The following is a 16,308-nucleotide window of genomic DNA, read 5'->3' as shown; positions in this document are numbered from 1 at the left end:
CATGTTCCCCGAACTCGGCCAGTTCGCCCTGCTGCTCGCCTTCGTCGTCTCGGTGGTGCTGGCGACGCTCCCGCTGGTGGGGGCACAGCGCGGCATCGGCACGTGGATGGACCTCGCCCGCCCGGCGGCCTACGCGCAGCTCGCGGCGCTGGGACTCGCCTTCGCGGTGCTCACGCAGGCGTTCGTGACGCAGGACTTCTCGGTGCGCTACGTCGCACAGAACAGCAATTCGCTGCTGCCCACGGCGTACCGCTACTCGGCCGTCTGGGGCTCGCACGAGGGCTCGCTGCTGCTGTGGGCACTGGTGCTCGCGCTGTGGACCGCCGCCGTCGCGCTGTTCTCGCGCCCGCTGCCGCGGCACGTGGTCGCGCGCGTGCTCGGGGTCATGGGCATCGTGTCGGTCGGCTTCCTCGCCTTCCTCATCTTCACCAGCAACCCGTTCGAGCGCCTGCTGCCGGCCGCCGTGGAAGGTCGCGACCTCAATCCGCTCCTGCAGGATCCCGGGCTGATCATCCACCCACCGATGCTGTACGCGGGGTACGTCGGTTTCTCGGTGCCGTTCGCGTTCGCGATCGCCGCGCTCCTCGAAGGCGACGTCGACGCGCGCTGGCTGCGGTGGACGCGGCCGTGGACGAACGTGGCCTGGGCGTTCCTTACCGTCGGCATCGCGCTCGGCTCGTGGTGGGCGTACTACGAACTCGGCTGGGGCGGCTGGTGGTTCTGGGACCCGGTCGAGAACGCCTCGTTCATGCCGTGGCTCGCCGGCGCCGCGCTGATCCATTCGCAGGCCGTCACCGAAAAGCGCGGCGGCTTCGTCGGCTGGACGCTGCTGCTGGCGATCGCCGCATTCTCGCTCTCGCTGCTCGGCACGTTCCTGGTGCGCTCGGGCGTGCTGACCAGCGTGCATGCCTTCGCCGCGGATCCCAGCCGGGGCACGTTCGTGCTGATCTTCCTCGGCATCGTGGTCGGCGGCTCGCTGCTGCTGTACGCGTTGAAGGCACCCGAGGGCGACGCGGCCAAGGGACGTTACTTCGCGGGCTACTCGCGCGAGACGCTGCTGCTGCTCAACAACGTGCTGCTCAGTGCCTCGTGCGCGATGGTGCTGCTGGGCACGCTGTATCCGCTGCTCGCGGACGCGCTCGAGCTCGGCAAGATTTCGGTGGGCCCGCCCTACTTCGCCTCGTTCTTCATTCCCCTCACCGGCCTGATCGCGCTGCTGATGCCGCTCGGCCCGCTGACGCGCTGGCAGCGCGACGAACCGTCGCGTCCCGCGAAGCTGCTCGCACCGATGCTCGTGCTCGCGCTGCTTGCCGGCGCGACGACGTTCTTCGTCCTGCCCCAGGGCGGCTGGAAGTCGGCCCTTGGCATCGTGGCGGCCAGCTGGGTCGTGCTCGGCACCCTGCGCTTCGTCGTGCAGCGCCTGCGCACGCCGGGTGGACGGTTCACCGGCGAAATGATCGGCATGGTCCTCGCCCATGCGGGCCTCGGCGTCTTCATCGTGGGCGCGCTGCTCGTCGAGGGACTCGCGCAGCAGCACGAGCTCGCATTGCGGCCGGGCCAGTCGGTGGACGTCGGTACGTACCAATTCCGCTTCGCGGGCGTCGACCATTTCCAGGGGCCGAACTATGTCGCGGACCGCGGGACGATCACGGTGTCCGAAGGCGACCGGCTGCTGGAGACGATGCATCCGGAGAAGCGCAACTACGCCAGCGGCGGGCAGGTCATGACGGAAGCCGCGATCGTCCCCGGCGTCTCGCGCGACCTCTACGTCGCGCTCGGCGAGCCGCTGGGCGACGGTGCCTGGGCGGTGCGCGTGCACGTCAAGCCGTTCGTGCGATGGATCTGGGCCGGCGCACTGCTGATGGCGCTTGGCGGCCTCGCCGCGGCCTTCGATCGTCGCTTCCGCGCTGCGCGCGCGCCCGCCGTCGCGGTCGTACCCGCCGGCACCGCGGTCGAGGGGGCACGCCCATGAACCGTTCGCGCTGGATTCCGCTCGCGGCCTTCGGCCTGCTGGCCGTGCTGCTCGCCGCGGGCGTGTGGATGAGCCGGCGCCCGGATCGCGAGGCCCTGCCGTCGCCTCTGATCGGCAAGCCGGCGCCCGAGTTCGCACTGCCGTCGCTGCACGAGCCCGCGCGCATCGTGCGCGCGAAGGAACTGCGCGGCGCGCCCTACCTGCTCAACGTCTGGGGCAGCTGGTGCCCGGCCTGCCGCGAGGAGCATCCGGTCATCACGCGGTTCGCCGAGACCAAGCGCGTGCGCGTCGTCGGCTACAACTGGAAGGACGCGCGCGAGGATGCATTGCGCTGGCTCGAGCAGTTCGGCAATCCGTACTGGCTCGTGATCGCCGACGAGCTGGGCAACACGGCGATCGACTTCGGCATCTACGGGGCGCCGGAGACCTTCCTGATCGACGGGACCGGCCGCGTCCGCTGGAAGCACGTCGGCCCCCTCACCGATGCGGTGATCCGCGACGAAGTGCTGCCGCTGCTCGCCACGCTGGAGACCGAACGTGGTGCGTAACGCCGTCGTCGCGCTGCTGCTCGCGCTGCTGTTGGCCACTGCGGCATCCACTGCGGGCGCGCAGGTCGCCGACCGCCGCCCCCTCGAGTTCCGCGACACGCTCGAGGAAACGCGCTTCCGCGCGCTGACGCACGAGCTGCGCTGCGTGATGTGCCAGAACCAGACGATCGCCGATTCCGACGCGCAGATCGCGGTCGACCTGCGCCGCGAGATCCTCGCGCTGATCCGCGACGGCCGCAGCGACGACGAGATCCGCCGTTTCCTCGTCGATCGCTACGGCGAGTTCGTCCTCTATCGCCCCGCCGTGTCGCCCGCGACGTGGCTGCTGTGGTTCGGCCCGCTGCTGGTGCTCGGGGTTGGCGGGTTCGTCGTATGGCGCATCGCGCGCGACCGGTCGCGGCGCCCGCTCGACGTCGCCGGTGCACCTCCCGACGACGGCGGAGACTGGTAATGCCCTATTCGTTCATCGCCGCTGCGCTCGTGCTGGGCGTGGCGATCGTCGTCCTCGCCCTGTGGCCACTGCTCCGCAGGCGCCCGGCCGTGGGCGGCGCGCTCGCCGGCACCGCGCTCGTAATCGTGAGCGCGCTCTATCTGCTGGTGGGCACCCCCGCGGCGCTCGACCCGGCCGTGCGCGCCGCGCCGGAAACGCTCGGCAGCGCCGTCAAGCGACTCGAGGCCGAGCTGCAACGCAGTCCTGCGCAGCCCGACGGCTGGCGCCTGCTGGCGGACGCCTATCGCGCGGAGAACCGGCCCGCCGACGTCGCGCGAGCATTGACCCAGGCGCTGCGTTACGCGCCGCGCGATGCCGACCTTCTGGTGCAGGCCGCCGAAGCCCGTGCGCTGGTCGCCGACGGACGTCGCTTCGACGCGGAGTCGATCGCGCTGCTCCGCCGTGCGGTCGAAGTGCAGCCGAAGCACCAGCGCGCGCGCTGGTTCCTCGGCGTGGCGCAGCGCCAGTCCGGCCAGGCCGCCGAGGCCGCAGCGACCTGGCAGGCGTTGCTCGCCGACGTCGATCCCGGCACGGCGAACGCACTGCGCGCGCAGATCGACGGCGCACGCAAGGACTCCGGCCTGCCGGCGCTGCCGGCCAGCGCGATGCCCACCGCGCAGGCGCTCACGCTCACCGTGGACGTGGCCCCCGCGCTGCGGGCCGGACTGGCGGACGACGCGGTGGTCTTCGTACTGGCGCGCCAGCCCGGTGGGCCGCCGATGCCGGTGGCCGCGCGCCGCCTCGCCGTCGCCGACCTGCCGACCACGCTGACGTTGACCGACGCCGACAGCCCGATGCCGACGCTGCGCCTGTCGCAACTCAAGACGGTCGAGGTCGTCGCACGCGTCGCGCGCGGCGGCACGGCGAACGCGCAGGCAGGCGACCTCGAATCGCCGCCCGCCACCGTGGCGACCGACGGCAAGGCGACGCTGCTGATCGACCACGCCCGCCCCTGATCGGGTGTGCACGAAAAAAGCCCCGCATTTGCGGGGCTTTTTTTTCGTGCCGGTGGCGTGCTCAGCCGGCCTTGGCTTTCGCCAGGCGCAGCCAGGTGTCGACGACGGTGTCGGGATTCAGCGACACCGACTCGATGCCCTGCTCCATCAGCCACTGTGCGAGGTCCGGATGATCGCTCGGGCCCTGGCCGCAGATGCCGACGTACTTGCCCTTCGCGCGCGCGGCCTGGATCGCCATCGACAGCAGCTTCTTGACCGCCGGGTCGCGTTCGTCGAACAGGTTCGCGACGATGCCGGAGTCGCGGTCGAGGCCCAGCGTCAGCTGCGTGAGGTCGTTCGAGCCGATCGAGAACCCGTCGAAGATCTCGAGGAACTCGTCCGCGAGCAGCGCATTCGACGGCACTTCGCACATCATGATGATCTTCAGGCCGTCGCGGCCCTGCTCGAGCCCGTTGGCGCGCAGCACTTCGACCACCTTGCGGCCCTCGTCGAGCGTGCGCACGAACGGGATCATGACCCAGCAATTGGTCAGCCCCATGTCGTTGCGCACCTTCAGCACGGCGCGGCATTCGAGCGCGAACGCCTCGGCGAACGACGGATCGACGTAGCGGCTCGCGCCGCGGAAGCCGAGCATCGGGTTTTCCTCGTGCGGCTCGTAGCGCGCGCCACCGATCAGGTTCGCGTACTCGTTCGACTTGAAGTCGGACAGGCGCACGATCACCGGGTGGGGGGCGACCGAGGCGGTGATCGTCGCGATGCCCTCGGCGAGGCGATCGACGTAGAAGTCGACCGGATTCGAGTAGCCGGCCATCCGCTCGTCGATCTTCTTCTTGGTTTCGGCGTCCTGGCGCGAATACTCGAGCAGCGCCTTGGGATGCACGCCGATGTGGCTCGCGATGATCATCTCGAGACGCGCGAGGCCGATGCCGGCGTTCGGGAGCATCGCGAAGTCGAAGGCACGCTCGGGATTCGCGACGTTCATCATCACCTTGAGCGGTGCCGGCGGCATCGCGTCGAGGTCCGCCACGTTCCGATCGAAGGGCAGCGCGCCGTCGTAGATGAAGCCGGTATCGCCTTCGGCGCAGCTGATCGTCACGACCTGCCCGTCGGAGATCGTGTCGAGCGCGTTACCGGTGCCGACGACCGCCGGAACGCCGAGCTCGCGCGCGATGATCGCGGCATGGCAGGTGCGGCCGCCGCGGTTGGTGACGATCGCGGCGGACCGCTTCATCACGGGCTCCCAGTCGGGGTCGGTCATATCGGCTACGAGCACGTCGCCCGGCTGCACCTTGTGCATGTCGTCGAGGTTGCGCACCACGCGCGCGACGCCGGTGCCGATCTTCTGGCCGATCGCGCGGCCTTCGCAGACCACGGTGCCGCGCTGCATGAGCTGGTAGCGCTCGATCTGCGTGGCATGCGCGCGCGACTTCACCGTTTCCGGGCGCGCCTGCAGGATGTACAGCTTGCCGGTGACGCCGTCCTTGCCCCACTCGATGTCCATCGGGCGGCCGTAATGCTGCTCGATCACCAGCGCCTGCTTCGAAAGCTCCTGCACGTCCTCGTCGGAGATGCAGAAGCGGTTGCGCAGCTCGGCCGGCGTCGGCTCGGTACGCACGCGCTCGCCCGGCGCATCGGAATACACCATGCGCAGCTGCTTCGCGCCGAGCGTGCGGCGCAGGATCGCCTTCTTGCCGTCGCGCAGCGTCGGCTTGTAGACGTAGAACTCGTCGGGATTGACCGCGCCCTGCACGACCATTTCGCCGAGGCCGTAGCTCGCGGTGACGAACACCACCTCGCGGAAGCCCGACTCGGTGTCGAGGGTGAACAGCACGCCCGACGACCCGCAGTCCGAACGCACCATCAGCTGCACGCCGGCGGAGAGGAACACGTCCTCGTGCTTGAACCCGTGGTGCACGCGGTAGGCGATCGCGCGGTCGTTGTAGAGACTGGCGAAGACTTCCTTGACCTTGTGGACGACGTCGTCCTCGCCGGTCACGTTGAGGAACGTCTCCTGCTGGCCCGCGAAGCTCGCGTCCGGCAGGTCTTCGGCGGTCGCCGACGAACGGACGGCGACCGCGACGTCGCCGCCGCCGTTCTCGGCGCAGAGCTGGCGGTAGGCCTCGCGGATCTCGCGGTCGAGGTCCGGCTGCAGCGGGGCGTCGATGACCCAGCCGCGGATCTCGCCGCCGGCGGCCGTCAGCGCCTGCACGTCCTCGACGTCGAGCGTCGCCAGCCGGTCGAAGATGCGCCGGTGCAGCGTGTTGTGCGCGATGAAGGCCTTGAAGGCTTCCGCGGTCGTCGCGAAACCGCCCGGAACCGAGACGCCGAGGTCGGCCAGCTGGCCGATCATCTCGCCCAGCGAGGAATTCTTGCCGCCGACGCGCGCCAGGTCCGACAGGCGCAGCGAATGCAACCAGAGGATGTTCTCGTTCAAGACCGTCTCCAAGGGTGTTCCAGGGCGCGGACGCCGGCGATTAACGGATATGATCGCCGCTGCGTCCCGCGCATACAAGCTTGATTTGCCGGGGTTTTTCCTGTTCCGCACCGTCCACCGCGAGCTTTCCGATGAGCGACGTCCGACCGGTCTTCTACGTTTCCGACGGCACCGGCATCACCGCCGAGACGATCGGCCACAGCGTCCTGACTCAGTTCACCGAGACGCGCTTCGAAAGCACCCGGATTTCGTTCGTCGATTCGCTCGAGCGCGCCCACGAGGTGGTGGCCCGCGTCCGGGAAGCGGGCGCGCGGCATGGTGCGCGGCCGATCGTGATCAATTCGTGCGTGGACCCGGAAGTGAGCGCCGCACTGGTGGAGAGCGGTGCGCTGATGTTGGACGTCTTCGCACCTTTCATCGAGCCGCTCGAGCGGGAGCTCGGACAGAACCGCCAGCGGCACGTCGGCCGCGCGCACGGCATGGTCGATTTCGAGCGCTACCACCGCCGTATCGATGCGATCAATTTCACCCTCACCCACGACGACGGACAAAGCCTCGACTACTCCGAAGCCGACCTCGTGCTCGTGGCCGTGTCGCGTGCTGGCAAGACGCCGACCTGCATCTACCTCGCCCTGCATTACGGCGTGCGCGCCGCAAACTATCCGCTGACCGAGGAAGACCTCGAGCACGACCGGCTGCCGCCGCGTCTGCGCGCCTATCGGCACAAGCTGTTCGGCCTGACGATCGATCCGGTGCGCCTGCAGCAGATCCGCCAGGAGCGTCGCCCGAACTCGCGCTACGCGCAGCTCGAGACCTGCCGGCGTGAAGTCTCCGCGGCGGAGTCGATGTTCCGCGCCGAGCGCCTTGCCACCCTGAGCACGACGCACACCTCGATCGAGGAGATCGCGAGCAAGGTGCTGACGACGCTCGGCCTGCAACGCGAGATGTTCTGAGGCGCCTATCACGGCCCATCGTGCCGATCACTGAACGGGTCGGGCGAAGGCCCCGTGCCGTCGCACCGGCGTGGACGGCGCGCGTGTAGAGTCGATCCATGACCTCGCTCGTCGCCCGCAAACGCCTCGTCCCCCGGCTCGGTCGCTTCGCCTGGCTGATGGCCCTGTACGGCGAGAACCACGGCCGCCTCGCGCGGCTTTTCGATATCCGCGGATTGCGCGAAGGGCGCTGGGTCTCCGACATCGGCGACGGCGTGCCCGTGCGCGTCGACGTGATCGGCCAGCATCCCTACACGACCGAAGTGCGGCTCACGTACGCCATTCAGGATCCGGTGACCGGGGAATCCGATCCGTCGGCCTACGTGCGCCTGTACCACGACGCGCAGCAGGCCGAGGCGACGCACTGCTACGTCGGCCGCCGCTGGCAGGATGTCATCGGCCTGAATCCGACCGCCGAGCGGCTGCTGGGCCACCGCATGCGGATGAACACGTTTCTCGGCAAATGGCTGCAGTATCTCGGCGAGCGCGGCCACGGCACCGCGACGCTCGCGTTCGAAGGCCCGATCCCGGCCGACGACCGTGAAGAAGTCGTCGACAACGCTTGACGAGGTACGGGTGGCTCTCTAATATGCCGGCCTCCAGCGCGTGGGGCCATAGCTCAGCTGGGAGAGCGCTACAATGGCATTGTAGAGGTCGCCGGTTCGATCCCGGCTGGCTCCACCACTTTTCAGGAACCGGGTCGCTCTTCGCCCGGTTCCCGATGTCCCCATCGTCTAGAGGCCTAGGACATTACCCTTTCACGGTAGCGACCGGGGTTCGAATCCCCGTGGGGACGCCACTTCACGAAGGCCCGCGAAAGCGGGCCTTTTTGTTTGCCTGCGATTCGTCGCAGCGGGAGTGACCGGCGACGGTGCTCCGCGACCGGGCGTCACCGATCGAGGCTCCGCAGCAGCGCCTCACGCTCCTCGTCCTCCCCGTGCAGCGGCAGGCAGTTGATGCGCCGCAGGCGGCGCTCGACTTCGGTGCAGCGGCGCGGCGGACCTCCGAACAGCGCCAGTGGCGCGCGCACGACGGCAGAATGGAATGCGCCCTGCTCCAGCGCGGTGCCCGCGGGCATCCACGCGCGGTCGAAGCGGGTCGGCTCGTGGCCTCGCGACGCCGTGCGCTCGAAGGGTGCCCGCGGCTCTGCGTCAGCCCTTTCGGGCAACGAAGGAACCGTGAGATCGAGCGGGCGCTCGGCGGTGCGCTCCGCCGGGGCCGGGCGCGGTGCGGTCGCCTCGAATCGGGGCGCTTCTCGCCCTGCAGTTGCGTGGATCCGTCGGGGGAGGTGAGACGCGCGCAGGCTTGGCACGGCGCTGGCCGCCACGATGCGGACGTCGACGATGCGCTTCCGCCGGACGAACTCGATCTGCAACGGCACGTCTTCGACCTCGACCGCGCGCCCACGCAGCGGGCGAAGCTGCGCGAGCCAGGCACCGAACAGCGCCTGCACCACCAGCGTCGCGACGAGCGCGCACGCCGCGTCGCGATATGCATCCCTGCCTTCCGCCATGCATCACCTGCGTCACCGGCCGGCAGGTCGGACCGCACGGACGGCCGCGGGTTCCCTCAGGTCGACGTGCCGCCGAGCGCACCCATCGACGCGCGGTAATGGCGCAGCTCCGCGATCGAATCGCGCACGTCGCTCAGCGCCGTGTGCGCCGACGCCTTGGTCAGGCCTGCCGCGACCTGCGGCGCCCAGCGGCGCGCCAGTTCCTTCAGCGTGCTGACGTCGAGGTTGCGGTAGTGGAAATACTTCTCGAGCCGCGGCATCTCGCGATGCAGGAAGCGGCGGTCCTGGCAGATCGAGTTGCCGCACATCGGCGACGCGCCCGCGCTCACCCACTGCGCGAGGAAGGCGAGCGTCGCGCTCTCCGCCTCCGCAAGCGACACGCCCCGCGTGACCACGCGATCCCAGAGCCCCGAACGGCGGTGCTGGCCGCGGTTCCAGTCGTCCATCGCTTCCAGGCGTTCGACCGGATGCGCGATCGCGAATTCCGGGCCTTCGGCCAGAACGTTGAGCTCGGCGTCGGTGACGACGGTGGCGATCTCGAGGATCGAATCGCGGTCGGTGTCGAGGCCGGTCATCTCGAGGTCGATCCAGATCAGCCGGTGGTCCTTGTTCTCGGTCGCCATGAAGTCGATACGCGGGGAATGTGCGGGCATGATAATCCAGCCCCGAGGAGGCACCGCCTGCATGAACCCGACGTTCGCGACGACGCACTACGCCATCCTGACCGCGATGCTCGCCCCCGCCCTGCTCATGGCGGCGACCGGCTCGCTGCTGGTGTCGGCGAACGCCCGGCTCGCGCGGGTGGTCGACCGGCTGCGCGGCCTCATCGAGGAATGGCGCACGTACGCGCCCGACACGGCGTCCCGCGACCAGCGCATCCGTCGGCACCGCAAGCGCGCGCACCTCGTGCTGCGGGCCTGCCAGTTCCTGTATGCCGCGCTCGGCAGCTTCGTGGGCACGAGTCTCGCGCTGGCCATCGACGCCTTCCTGGGGTCGCGCCTCGGCGTGTTCCCGACCGTGCTCGCCGTGCTCGGCGTCGGCTTCCTGCTCGGGGCGAGCCTGCTGCTCGGAATCGAGGTCAGCCTTTCGGTGCGGAGCTTCGACGAGGAGCTCGACCAGGAAATCCGCCACAAGGCGGACTAGGCCGGGTTCGCCCTGCCCTGCGCGCGCTTGGCGCGGAAGTAGGCGGTGAGCATGGCGCCGGCTTCGTCGCCGAGCACGCCGCCCTGCACATCGAGGCGATGGTTGTGGCGCGGGTGCTGCAGCAGGTCGAAGACGCTGCCCGCCGCGCCGGTCTTGGGATCGTGCGCGCCGAATACGACGCGCGACAGCCGCGCGTGCACCATCGCCATGGCGCACATCGCACAGGGCTCCAGCGTCACGTACAGCGTCGCGCCGGTCAGTCGATGATTGCCCAAGGCGCGCCCCGCCTCGCGCATCGCGACGATCTCCGCATGCGCGCTGGGATCGTGTTCGCCGATGTTGCGGTTCCAGCCGCGACCGATCACGGCGCCACTCGCGTCGACCACGAGCGCCCCGACCGGGATCTCGTCGTGCGCATCGCGCGCGTGCGCTGCGAGTGCCAGCGCCTCGCGCATGCACCGCTCATCGGTCCCCGGGCCAGGCGTGTTCATCGCAGCGCGCAGCCGTGCCCCGATGCGGGCGCGGCGGTCACTCCCATTCGATGGTGGCGGGCGGCTTGCCGCTGATGTCGTAGACCACGCGCGACACGCCGCGGATCTCGTTGATGATGCGATTGGACACGTGCCCGAGGAACTCGTGCGGCAGGTGCGCCCAGTGTGCGGTCATGAAGTCGATCGTCTCGACGGCGCGCAGCGCGATCACCCATTCGTAGGCGCGGGCATCGCCCACGACACCCACCGAACGCACGGGCAGGAACACTGCGAACGCCTGGCTCACCTTGTCGTACAGGTGGTGGCGACGCAGCTCGTCGATGAAGATGTGATCCGCCTTCGCGAGGAGTTCCGCGTATTCCGGACGCACCTCGCCGAGGATACGGACGCCCAGCCCAGGACCCGGGAACGGATGGCGATAGACCATGTGCGGCGGCAGGCCGAGCTCGACGCCGAGGCGGCGCACCTCGTCCTTGAACAGCTCGCGCAGCGGCTCCACGAGGCCCAGCTTCATGTGTTCCGGCAGGCCGCCCACGTTGTGGTGGCTCTTGATGACGTGCGCCTTGCCGGTCTTGCTGCCCGCCGACTCGATCACGTCCGGATAGATCGTGCCCTGCGCGAGCCAGCGTGCATTGGTGAGCTTGGTGGACTCCTCGTCGAAGATCTCGACGAACAGGCGGCCGATGATCTTGCGCTTCGCCTCGGGATCGTCGACGCCTTCCAGCGCACTGAAATAGCGGTCGCGCGCGTTCACGCGCACCACGCGCACGCCCATATGCTCGGCGAACATCGCCATCACCTGGTCGCCTTCCTCGAACCGAAGCAGGCCGGTGTCGACGAAGACGCAGGTGAGCTGGTCGCCGATCGCCTTGTGCAGCAGCGCGGCCACCACGGACGAGTCGACGCCGCCCGACAGGCCGAGCACGACCTCGTCGTTTCCGACTTGGGCTCGCACCCGCGCGATCTGGTCGTCGATGATGTTCGCGGCCGTCCACAGCGTGCCGCAGCCGCAGACGTCGACGACGAAACGGCGCAGCAGCGTCTGGCCCTGCTTGGTATGCGTCACTTCCGGGTGGAACTGCACCGCATACCAGCGGCGCGATTCATCGGCCATCGCCGCGACCGGAATGCGATCGGTCAACGCGGTGATCGCGAAGCCCGGGGGCACCTGCGAGACGTGGTCGCCGTGGCTCATCCAGACGTCGAGTCGCGACGCACCGTCGTGGTCGCTGAGGCCCGCGAATAGCGCATCGGCGTGGACCACGTCGACCGTCGCATGCCCGAACTCGCGCGCATCCGCCGCCTCGGTCGCGCCACCCAGCTGCGCGGCCATCGTCTGCATGCCGTAGCAGATGCCCAGGATCGGCAGGCCGGACTCGAAGACTTCCTGCGGCGCGCGCGGCGCGCCGGGCAGCGTGGTCGACTCCGGGCCGCCCGACAGGATGATTCCCTTGGGCGCGTACGCGGCGATCTCGGACGGATCGTGGTCCCACGCCCAGATCTCGCAGTAGACGCCCAGTTCGCGCACGCGGCGCGCGATCAGCTGCGTGTACTGCGCGCCGAAGTCGAGGATCAGGATCTTGTCGCTATGGATGTCGTGCACGCGCTCGGTCTTCCGGTGCGTCCCTTCGATCGGGACGGTGACTTTCCGACGGCGCGACGTCGCGGCCGTCGACATCGATGCGCCCTGCGGCGCGCCGCGAACTACGTTCGGTAGTTCGGCGGCTCCTTCGTGATCTGCACGTCGTGCACGTGGCTCTCGCGGGTACCGGCGCTGGTGACGCGCACGAAGCTGGGCTTGGTGCGCATCTCCTCGATCGTCGCGCAGCCCACGTAGCCCATCGTGGCGCGCAGGCCGCCGGCGAGCTGGTGGACGACGCCACGCAGCGGGCCGCGGTACGGCACGCGACCCTCGATGCCTTCCGGGACGAGCTTGTCGGCGTCGGACGCATCCTGGAAATAACGGTCCTTCGAGCCCTTCTCCATCGCGCCGAGCGAGCCCATGCCGCGGTAGCTCTTGTAGCTGCGGCCCTGGAACAGCTCCGTCTCGCCCGGCGATTCCTCGGTGCCGGCGAACAGGCCGCCGATCATCACGGTCGACGCGCCGGCGACGATCGCCTTTCCGATGTCGCCGGAGTAGCGGATACCGCCGTCCGCGATGAGCGGGATGCGGTCCTGCAGCGCCTCGGCGACCATCGACACCGCGGTGATCTGCGGCACGCCGACACCCGCGACGATGCGCGTGGTGCAGATGGAACCCGGGCCGACGCCCACCTTCACCGCGTCCGCACCGTGGTCCATCAGCGCAAGCGCGGCATCGCCGGTGACGATGTTGCCGCCGATGACCTGGCACTTCGGAAAGCGCGTCTTGACCCATTTCACGCGCTCGAGCACGCCCTGCGAATGGCCGTGCGCGGTGTCGACCACGATCACGTCGACGCCCGCCGCCACCAGTGCTTCGACACGCGCCTCGGTGTCACCGCCGACGCCCACGGCCGCACCGACGAGCAGTCGCTCGCTCGCGTCGTAGGCGGCGTTCGGGTTGTCGCGCTTCTTCTGGATGTCCTTGACGGTGATCAGCCCGCGCAGCGCGAACTCGTCGTTGACGACAAGCACCTTCTCGATGCGGTTCTTGTGCAGCAGGCCCAGCACTTCCTCGTCCGGCGCGCCTTCCTTGACGGTCACCAGGCGATCCTTGCGCGTCATGATGTTGCGCACGGGATCGCCGAGCTGCGTCTCGAAACGCATGTCGCGGCTGGTGACGATGCCGACCAGCTGGCCGTTTTCGTCGACCACCGGCACGCCGGAGATGTTGCGCGCGCGGGTGAGCTTGAGCACCTCCGCGATCGTCGTGTCCGGGCCCACGGTGAACGGCTCGCGGATGACGCCGGCCTCGAAATTCTTGACCTGCGCCACCTGCGCCGCCTGCTGCTCGACCGTCAGGTTCTTGTGCACGATCGAGATGCCACCGAGCTGCGCCATCGCGATCGCGAGCCGGGCTTCGGAAACGGTATCCATCGCCGCCGAGACGATCGGCAGGCGGATGGTGAGGTCGCGGGTGAGGCGGGTCGCGAGCGAGACGTCCTTCGGCAGGACCGTCGAGTGCGCGGGGACGAGCGAGACGTCGTCGAAGGTGAGCGCTTCAGCCTGGATGCGCAGCATGGGCGGCCCCGGGAAGATGAAGCGCGTCATTCTATCGCGCCGCGGCCGCGCCGCGGCGATCTGCATGTCGAGTCCGCCCGCGCCGCCTCGCCACGCGGGACCGGACCGGAGTCCCGGGCTCCGCGCGCCTCCCGCGAGGGAGGCCACCTTAGCTCCCCCGGCGCGGGCAGACCGCTACGGATCCAGCGCCTCGGCGGCGTCGAGCGTGTTTTCCATCAGCGTCGCGACGGTCATCGGCCCCACCCCGCCCGGCACGGGCGTGATCCAGCTCGCGCGGCGCGCCGCCGCGTCGAAGCCGACGTCGCCCACCAGGCGACCGTCGTCGAGGCGATTGATCCCCACGTCGATCACCACGGCGCCGGGCTTGACCCACTCGCCGGGAATCAGGCCCGGCTTGCCCACGGCCACCACGAGGATGTCCGCGCCCCGCACGGCGGCCTCGAGCGTCTCCGGCCGCGTGAAGCGATGGCAGCAGGTCACGGTGCAGCCGGCGATGAGCAGTTCCAGCGCCATCGGCCGGCCGACGTGGTTGCTGACGCCGACGATCGTCGCGCTCTGCCCGCGGACGGGCCGGTCCGTGTAGCCCAGCAGCGTGGTGATGCCGCGCGGCGTGCACGGGCGCAGGCCGAACTCCCGCAGCACCAGGTGCCCGACGTTCTGCGGGTGGAAGCCGTCGACGTCCTTGCTCGGATCGATGCGGTTGATCAGCGCGCTGGCGTCGCGACGGTCCGGCAGCGGCAGCTGCAACAGGATCCCGTGGATGGCGGGATCGGCGTTGAGGCGGTCGATCAGCGCCAGCAGGTCGGCATCGGTGGCGTCCGCCGGCAGGTCGTGGTCGACGGCGCGGATACCCACCTTCTGCGCCGCGCGGCGCTTGTTGCGGACGTAGACGGCCGAGGCCGGATCGTCGCCCACCAGGATCACCGCGAGCCCGGGCGCGCGGCGGCCCGCGGCCAGTCGTGCGTCCACGCGCGCCTTGAGCTCGTCGAGCAGCGTCTCGGCGATCCGCTTGCCGTCGAGGATGCGGGCGGTCGGCAGGTCGTCGGTCATCGGCGGGCGGCGTGGGAACGGGCGCGCATTATCGCCGCTGCGCTCAGCCCGCGCAGAAGGCCGCGTAGTCGACGTAGCCGGGAAACGGCCGGCCGGGCGCGCAGACCGCGCAGTCCGGGTCGGGCGACAGGCGCGTCTCGCGGAAGCGCATCGCCAGCGCGTCGAAGTGCAGGAGCCGGCCGGCGAGCGGTTCACCGAGGCCCAGCAGCAGCTTCAGCACTTCGGTCGCCTGCAGCAGTCCGATCACGCCCGGCAGCACGCCGAGTACCCCGGCCTCCGCGCAATTGGGTGCGGCCTCGGCGGGCGGCGGTTCCGGGAACAGGCAGCGATAGCAGGGCTTCGTGCCACGGTGGCGGCCCGCGTCGAACACCGATAGCTGGCCCTCGAAGCGATGCACGGCCCCGTGCACGAGCGGCTTGGCGTGCAGGACGCACGCGTCGTTGAGCAGGTAGCGCACCGGGAAGTTGTCCGCGCCGTCCAGGACCACGTCGACGCCGTCGAGCAGCCGATCGATGTCGGTCGATGTCAGGCGGAGCCGCTCGGCTTCGACGCGCGTGCGCGGATTGAGCGCCTGCAACGCGAGGCTTGCGGATTCGACCTTCGGACTGCCGATGCCCGATTCCGTATGCAGGATCTGCCGCTGCAGGTTGCTGCGGTCCACCACGTCGTCGTCGACGATGCGGAGCGTGCCGACACCGGCGGCGGCGAGGTAGTACGCCGCCGGCGAGCCGAGGCCGCCGGCGCCGACGAGCAGAACGCGCGCGCCCTCGAGTCGTCGCTGGCCCTCGACGCCGACCTCGGGCAACCGAAGGTGGCGGGAATAGCGGTCGAAGAAGTCCGCATCGCCTTCCGGAACCACGATGGCGAGGCCATCGGCGCGCCAGCGGCGGGTGCCGCCGTCGACCGAGAACACGCGTGCGTAGCCGGCGTCCAGCAGGGCCTGCGCGGCCCGCGCGGACCGCACGCCCGATTCGCAGATCAGGCCGATCTCGCGCCCCCGGTCAGTGAACGTCGCGGCGAGTGCCTGCGCGGCGCAGGGGACGGCTCCTTCCGCCATGCCCGTCGCACGCTCGTGCGCCTCGCGCACGTCGACGAGCAGCGCCCCGGCGAGCTGGCGATCGCGCGCCGCCCGGGGATCGAACGTGGCTACCGTCGGCGCCATCGGTCCGTTCGCGCGATTACTTGCGTTTGACGTGCCGGATCAGGCGCCGCTTCTTGGCGACCTGCTTTTCGGTCAGCACGTTCTTCTTGCCCTCGTACGGGTTCGTGCCTTCGCGGAACACGAAGCGCACGGGCGTTCCGACGAGCTTGAAGCGCTTGCGGAAGAAGTTCTCGAGGTAGCGCCGGTACGTGTCGCTCAACGTGCGCAGGCGCGTGCCATGCACCACGAACGTCGGCGGATTGCTGCCCGCCGGATGCGCGAAGCGCATCTTGGCGACGTGTCCGCGCACCACCGGCGGCGGGTTCGTCTCGTAGGCGATCTCGCGACAACGTCGGCGACGACACCGTCATCAAGTTCATGACGGACGGCATCCTCCTCGCCGAGATCCAGTCCGA

15 protein-coding genes, 2 tRNA genes and 1 pseudogene are annotated in these 16,308 nt (G+C 69.7%); 9 read left to right on the top strand and 9 right to left on the bottom strand.

Going from position 1 to position 16,308, the window contains the following annotated elements; all coding sequences use genetic code 11:
• The first annotated feature begins 1 nt into the window (after position 1).
• Genes ACY35P_RS09955 through ACY35P_RS09940 form a run of 4 tightly spaced genes read left to right on the top strand, consistent with a single transcriptional unit; the run spans position 2 to position 3,966 of the window.
• Positions 2-1,972: a heme lyase CcmF/NrfE family subunit gene (locus tag ACY35P_RS09955; RefSeq protein ID WP_462115674.1), complete on the top strand. Its 1,971-nt coding sequence runs from the start codon at positions 2-4 to the stop codon at positions 1,970-1,972.
• Positions 1,969-2,520: a DsbE family thiol:disulfide interchange protein gene (locus ACY35P_RS09950; protein WP_462115673.1), complete on the top strand. Its 552-nt coding sequence runs from the start codon at positions 1,969-1,971 to the stop codon at positions 2,518-2,520. Before ACY35P_RS09955 ends, ACY35P_RS09950 begins: the two co-directional genes overlap by 4 nt.
• Positions 2,510-2,971: a cytochrome c-type biogenesis protein gene (locus ACY35P_RS09945; protein WP_462115672.1), complete on the top strand. Its 462-nt coding sequence runs from the start codon at positions 2,510-2,512 to the stop codon at positions 2,969-2,971. Before ACY35P_RS09950 ends, ACY35P_RS09945 begins: the two co-directional genes overlap by 11 nt.
• A complete protein-coding gene (locus ACY35P_RS09940; protein WP_462115671.1) occupies positions 2,971-3,966 on the top strand; it encodes a tetratricopeptide repeat protein in 996 nt (331 codons plus the stop codon). The genes ACY35P_RS09945 and ACY35P_RS09940 overlap by 1 nt, the downstream gene beginning before the upstream one ends.
• A gap of 61 nt (positions 3,967-4,027) precedes the next feature.
• Here ACY35P_RS09940 and ppsA read toward each other — a convergent pair whose 3' ends face one another.
• Entirely contained in the window at positions 4,028-6,400 is a 2,373-nt protein-coding gene (gene ppsA, locus ACY35P_RS09935) for a phosphoenolpyruvate synthase (RefSeq protein ID WP_462115670.1), read from the bottom strand.
• Positions 6,401-6,531: 131 nt separating this feature from the next.
• Between ppsA and ppsR the strand changes: the two genes are divergently transcribed.
• From ppsR to ACY35P_RS09915, 4 genes are all read left to right on the top strand, one after another.
• Positions 6,532-7,353: a posphoenolpyruvate synthetase regulatory kinase/phosphorylase PpsR gene (gene ppsR, locus ACY35P_RS09930; RefSeq protein WP_462115669.1), complete on the top strand. Its 822-nt coding sequence runs from the start codon at positions 6,532-6,534 to the stop codon at positions 7,351-7,353.
• A gap of 98 nt (positions 7,354-7,451) precedes the next feature.
• Positions 7,452-7,958: a DUF1249 domain-containing protein gene (locus tag ACY35P_RS09925; protein ID WP_462115668.1), complete on the top strand. Its 507-nt coding sequence runs from the start codon at positions 7,452-7,454 to the stop codon at positions 7,956-7,958.
• Positions 7,959-8,000: 42 nt separating this feature from the next.
• A tRNA-Ala gene (locus ACY35P_RS09920) sits at positions 8,001-8,076 on the top strand.
• Positions 8,077-8,115: 39 nt separating this feature from the next.
• A tRNA-Glu gene (locus ACY35P_RS09915) sits at positions 8,116-8,191 on the top strand.
• Between the two features lie 90 nt (positions 8,192-8,281).
• On the opposite strand, the gene ACY35P_RS09910 is transcribed toward ACY35P_RS09915, so the two are convergent.
• The gene (locus ACY35P_RS09910) at positions 8,282-8,848 is read right to left on the bottom strand and encodes a hypothetical protein (RefSeq protein ID WP_462115667.1); all 567 of its coding nucleotides are present in this window, start codon (positions 8,846-8,848) and stop codon (positions 8,282-8,284) included.
• A 113-nt stretch (positions 8,849-8,961) separates the two neighbouring features.
• The gene (orn, locus tag ACY35P_RS09905; RefSeq protein WP_462115687.1) at positions 8,962-9,528 is read right to left on the bottom strand and encodes an oligoribonuclease; all 567 of its coding nucleotides are present in this window, start codon (positions 9,526-9,528) and stop codon (positions 8,962-8,964) included.
• A gap of 61 nt (positions 9,529-9,589) precedes the next feature.
• On the opposite strand from orn, the gene ACY35P_RS09900 reads away from it, so the two are divergent.
• On the top strand, positions 9,590-10,048 hold the full coding sequence (locus ACY35P_RS09900) for a DUF2721 domain-containing protein (protein WP_462115666.1): 459 nt from the start codon (positions 9,590-9,592) through the stop codon (positions 10,046-10,048).
• Here the strand turns inward: ACY35P_RS09900 and tadA are convergent.
• The 6 genes and pseudogenes from tadA to ACY35P_RS09870 form a co-directional block, all read right to left on the bottom strand.
• Entirely contained in the window at positions 10,045-10,539 is a 495-nt protein-coding gene (gene tadA, locus ACY35P_RS09895; RefSeq protein ID WP_462115665.1) for a tRNA adenosine(34) deaminase TadA, read from the bottom strand. The genes ACY35P_RS09900 and tadA overlap by 4 nt on opposite strands.
• A 37-nt stretch (positions 10,540-10,576) precedes the next feature.
• Positions 10,577-12,142 (bottom strand): glutamine-hydrolyzing GMP synthase, encoded by a 1,566-nt coding sequence (gene guaA / locus ACY35P_RS09890; RefSeq protein ID WP_462115664.1) that lies wholly within the window; start codon positions 12,140-12,142, stop codon positions 10,577-10,579.
• Between the two features lie 101 nt (positions 12,143-12,243).
• Entirely contained in the window at positions 12,244-13,701 is a 1,458-nt protein-coding gene (gene guaB / locus ACY35P_RS09885; RefSeq protein WP_462115686.1) for an IMP dehydrogenase, read from the bottom strand.
• Positions 13,702-13,875: 174 nt separating this feature from the next.
• The gene (gene folD, locus ACY35P_RS09880; protein WP_462115663.1) at positions 13,876-14,751 is read right to left on the bottom strand and encodes a bifunctional methylenetetrahydrofolate dehydrogenase/methenyltetrahydrofolate cyclohydrolase FolD; all 876 of its coding nucleotides are present in this window, start codon (positions 14,749-14,751) and stop codon (positions 13,876-13,878) included.
• Between the two features lie 43 nt (positions 14,752-14,794).
• Positions 14,795-15,913: a molybdopterin-synthase adenylyltransferase MoeB gene (gene moeB / locus ACY35P_RS09875; RefSeq protein ID WP_462115662.1), complete on the bottom strand. Its 1,119-nt coding sequence runs from the start codon at positions 15,911-15,913 to the stop codon at positions 14,795-14,797.
• A gap of 16 nt (positions 15,914-15,929) precedes the next feature.
• Positions 15,930-16,235 (bottom strand): annotated as a pseudogene (locus ACY35P_RS09870) (ribosome biogenesis GTPase Der); the annotation flags it as partial.
• Positions 16,236-16,308: the final 73 nt, after the last annotated feature.

The sequence above is a fragment of the Lysobacter xanthus genome (assembly GCF_047159895.1).
This window is presented reverse-complemented; position numbering and strand designations above follow the sequence as displayed.

Bases quoted from the DNA above. Each gene is read 5' to 3' on its own strand.
- ACY35P_RS09955 (WP_462115674.1), top strand. From the start codon at position 2: ATGTTCCCCGAACTCGGCCAGTTCGCCCTGCTGCTCGCCTTCGTCGTC.
- ACY35P_RS09950 (WP_462115673.1), top strand. From the start codon at position 1,969: ATGAACCGTTCGCGCTGGATTCCGCTCGCGGCCTTCGGCCTGCTGGCC.
- ACY35P_RS09940 (WP_462115671.1), top strand. From the start codon at position 2,971: ATGCCCTATTCGTTCATCGCCGCTGCGCTCGTGCTGGGCGTGGCGATC.
- ppsR (WP_462115669.1), top strand. From the start codon at position 6,532: ATGAGCGACGTCCGACCGGTCTTCTACGTTTCCGACGGCACCGGCATC.
- ACY35P_RS09925 (WP_462115668.1), top strand. From the start codon at position 7,452: ATGACCTCGCTCGTCGCCCGCAAACGCCTCGTCCCCCGGCTCGGTCGC.
- orn (WP_462115687.1), bottom strand. From the start codon at position 9,528: ATGGCGACCGAGAACAAGGACCACCGGCTGATCTGGATCGACCTCGAG.
- ACY35P_RS09900 (WP_462115666.1), top strand. From the start codon at position 9,590: ATGAACCCGACGTTCGCGACGACGCACTACGCCATCCTGACCGCGATG.
- tadA (WP_462115665.1), bottom strand. From the start codon at position 10,539: ATGAACACGCCTGGCCCGGGGACCGATGAGCGGTGCATGCGCGAGGCG.
- guaB (WP_462115686.1), bottom strand. From the start codon at position 13,701: ATGCTGCGCATCCAGGCTGAAGCGCTCACCTTCGACGACGTCTCGCTC.
- folD (WP_462115663.1), bottom strand. From the start codon at position 14,751: ATGACCGACGACCTGCCGACCGCCCGCATCCTCGACGGCAAGCGGATC.
- moeB (WP_462115662.1), bottom strand. From the start codon at position 15,913: ATGGCGCCGACGGTAGCCACGTTCGATCCCCGGGCGGCGCGCGATCGC.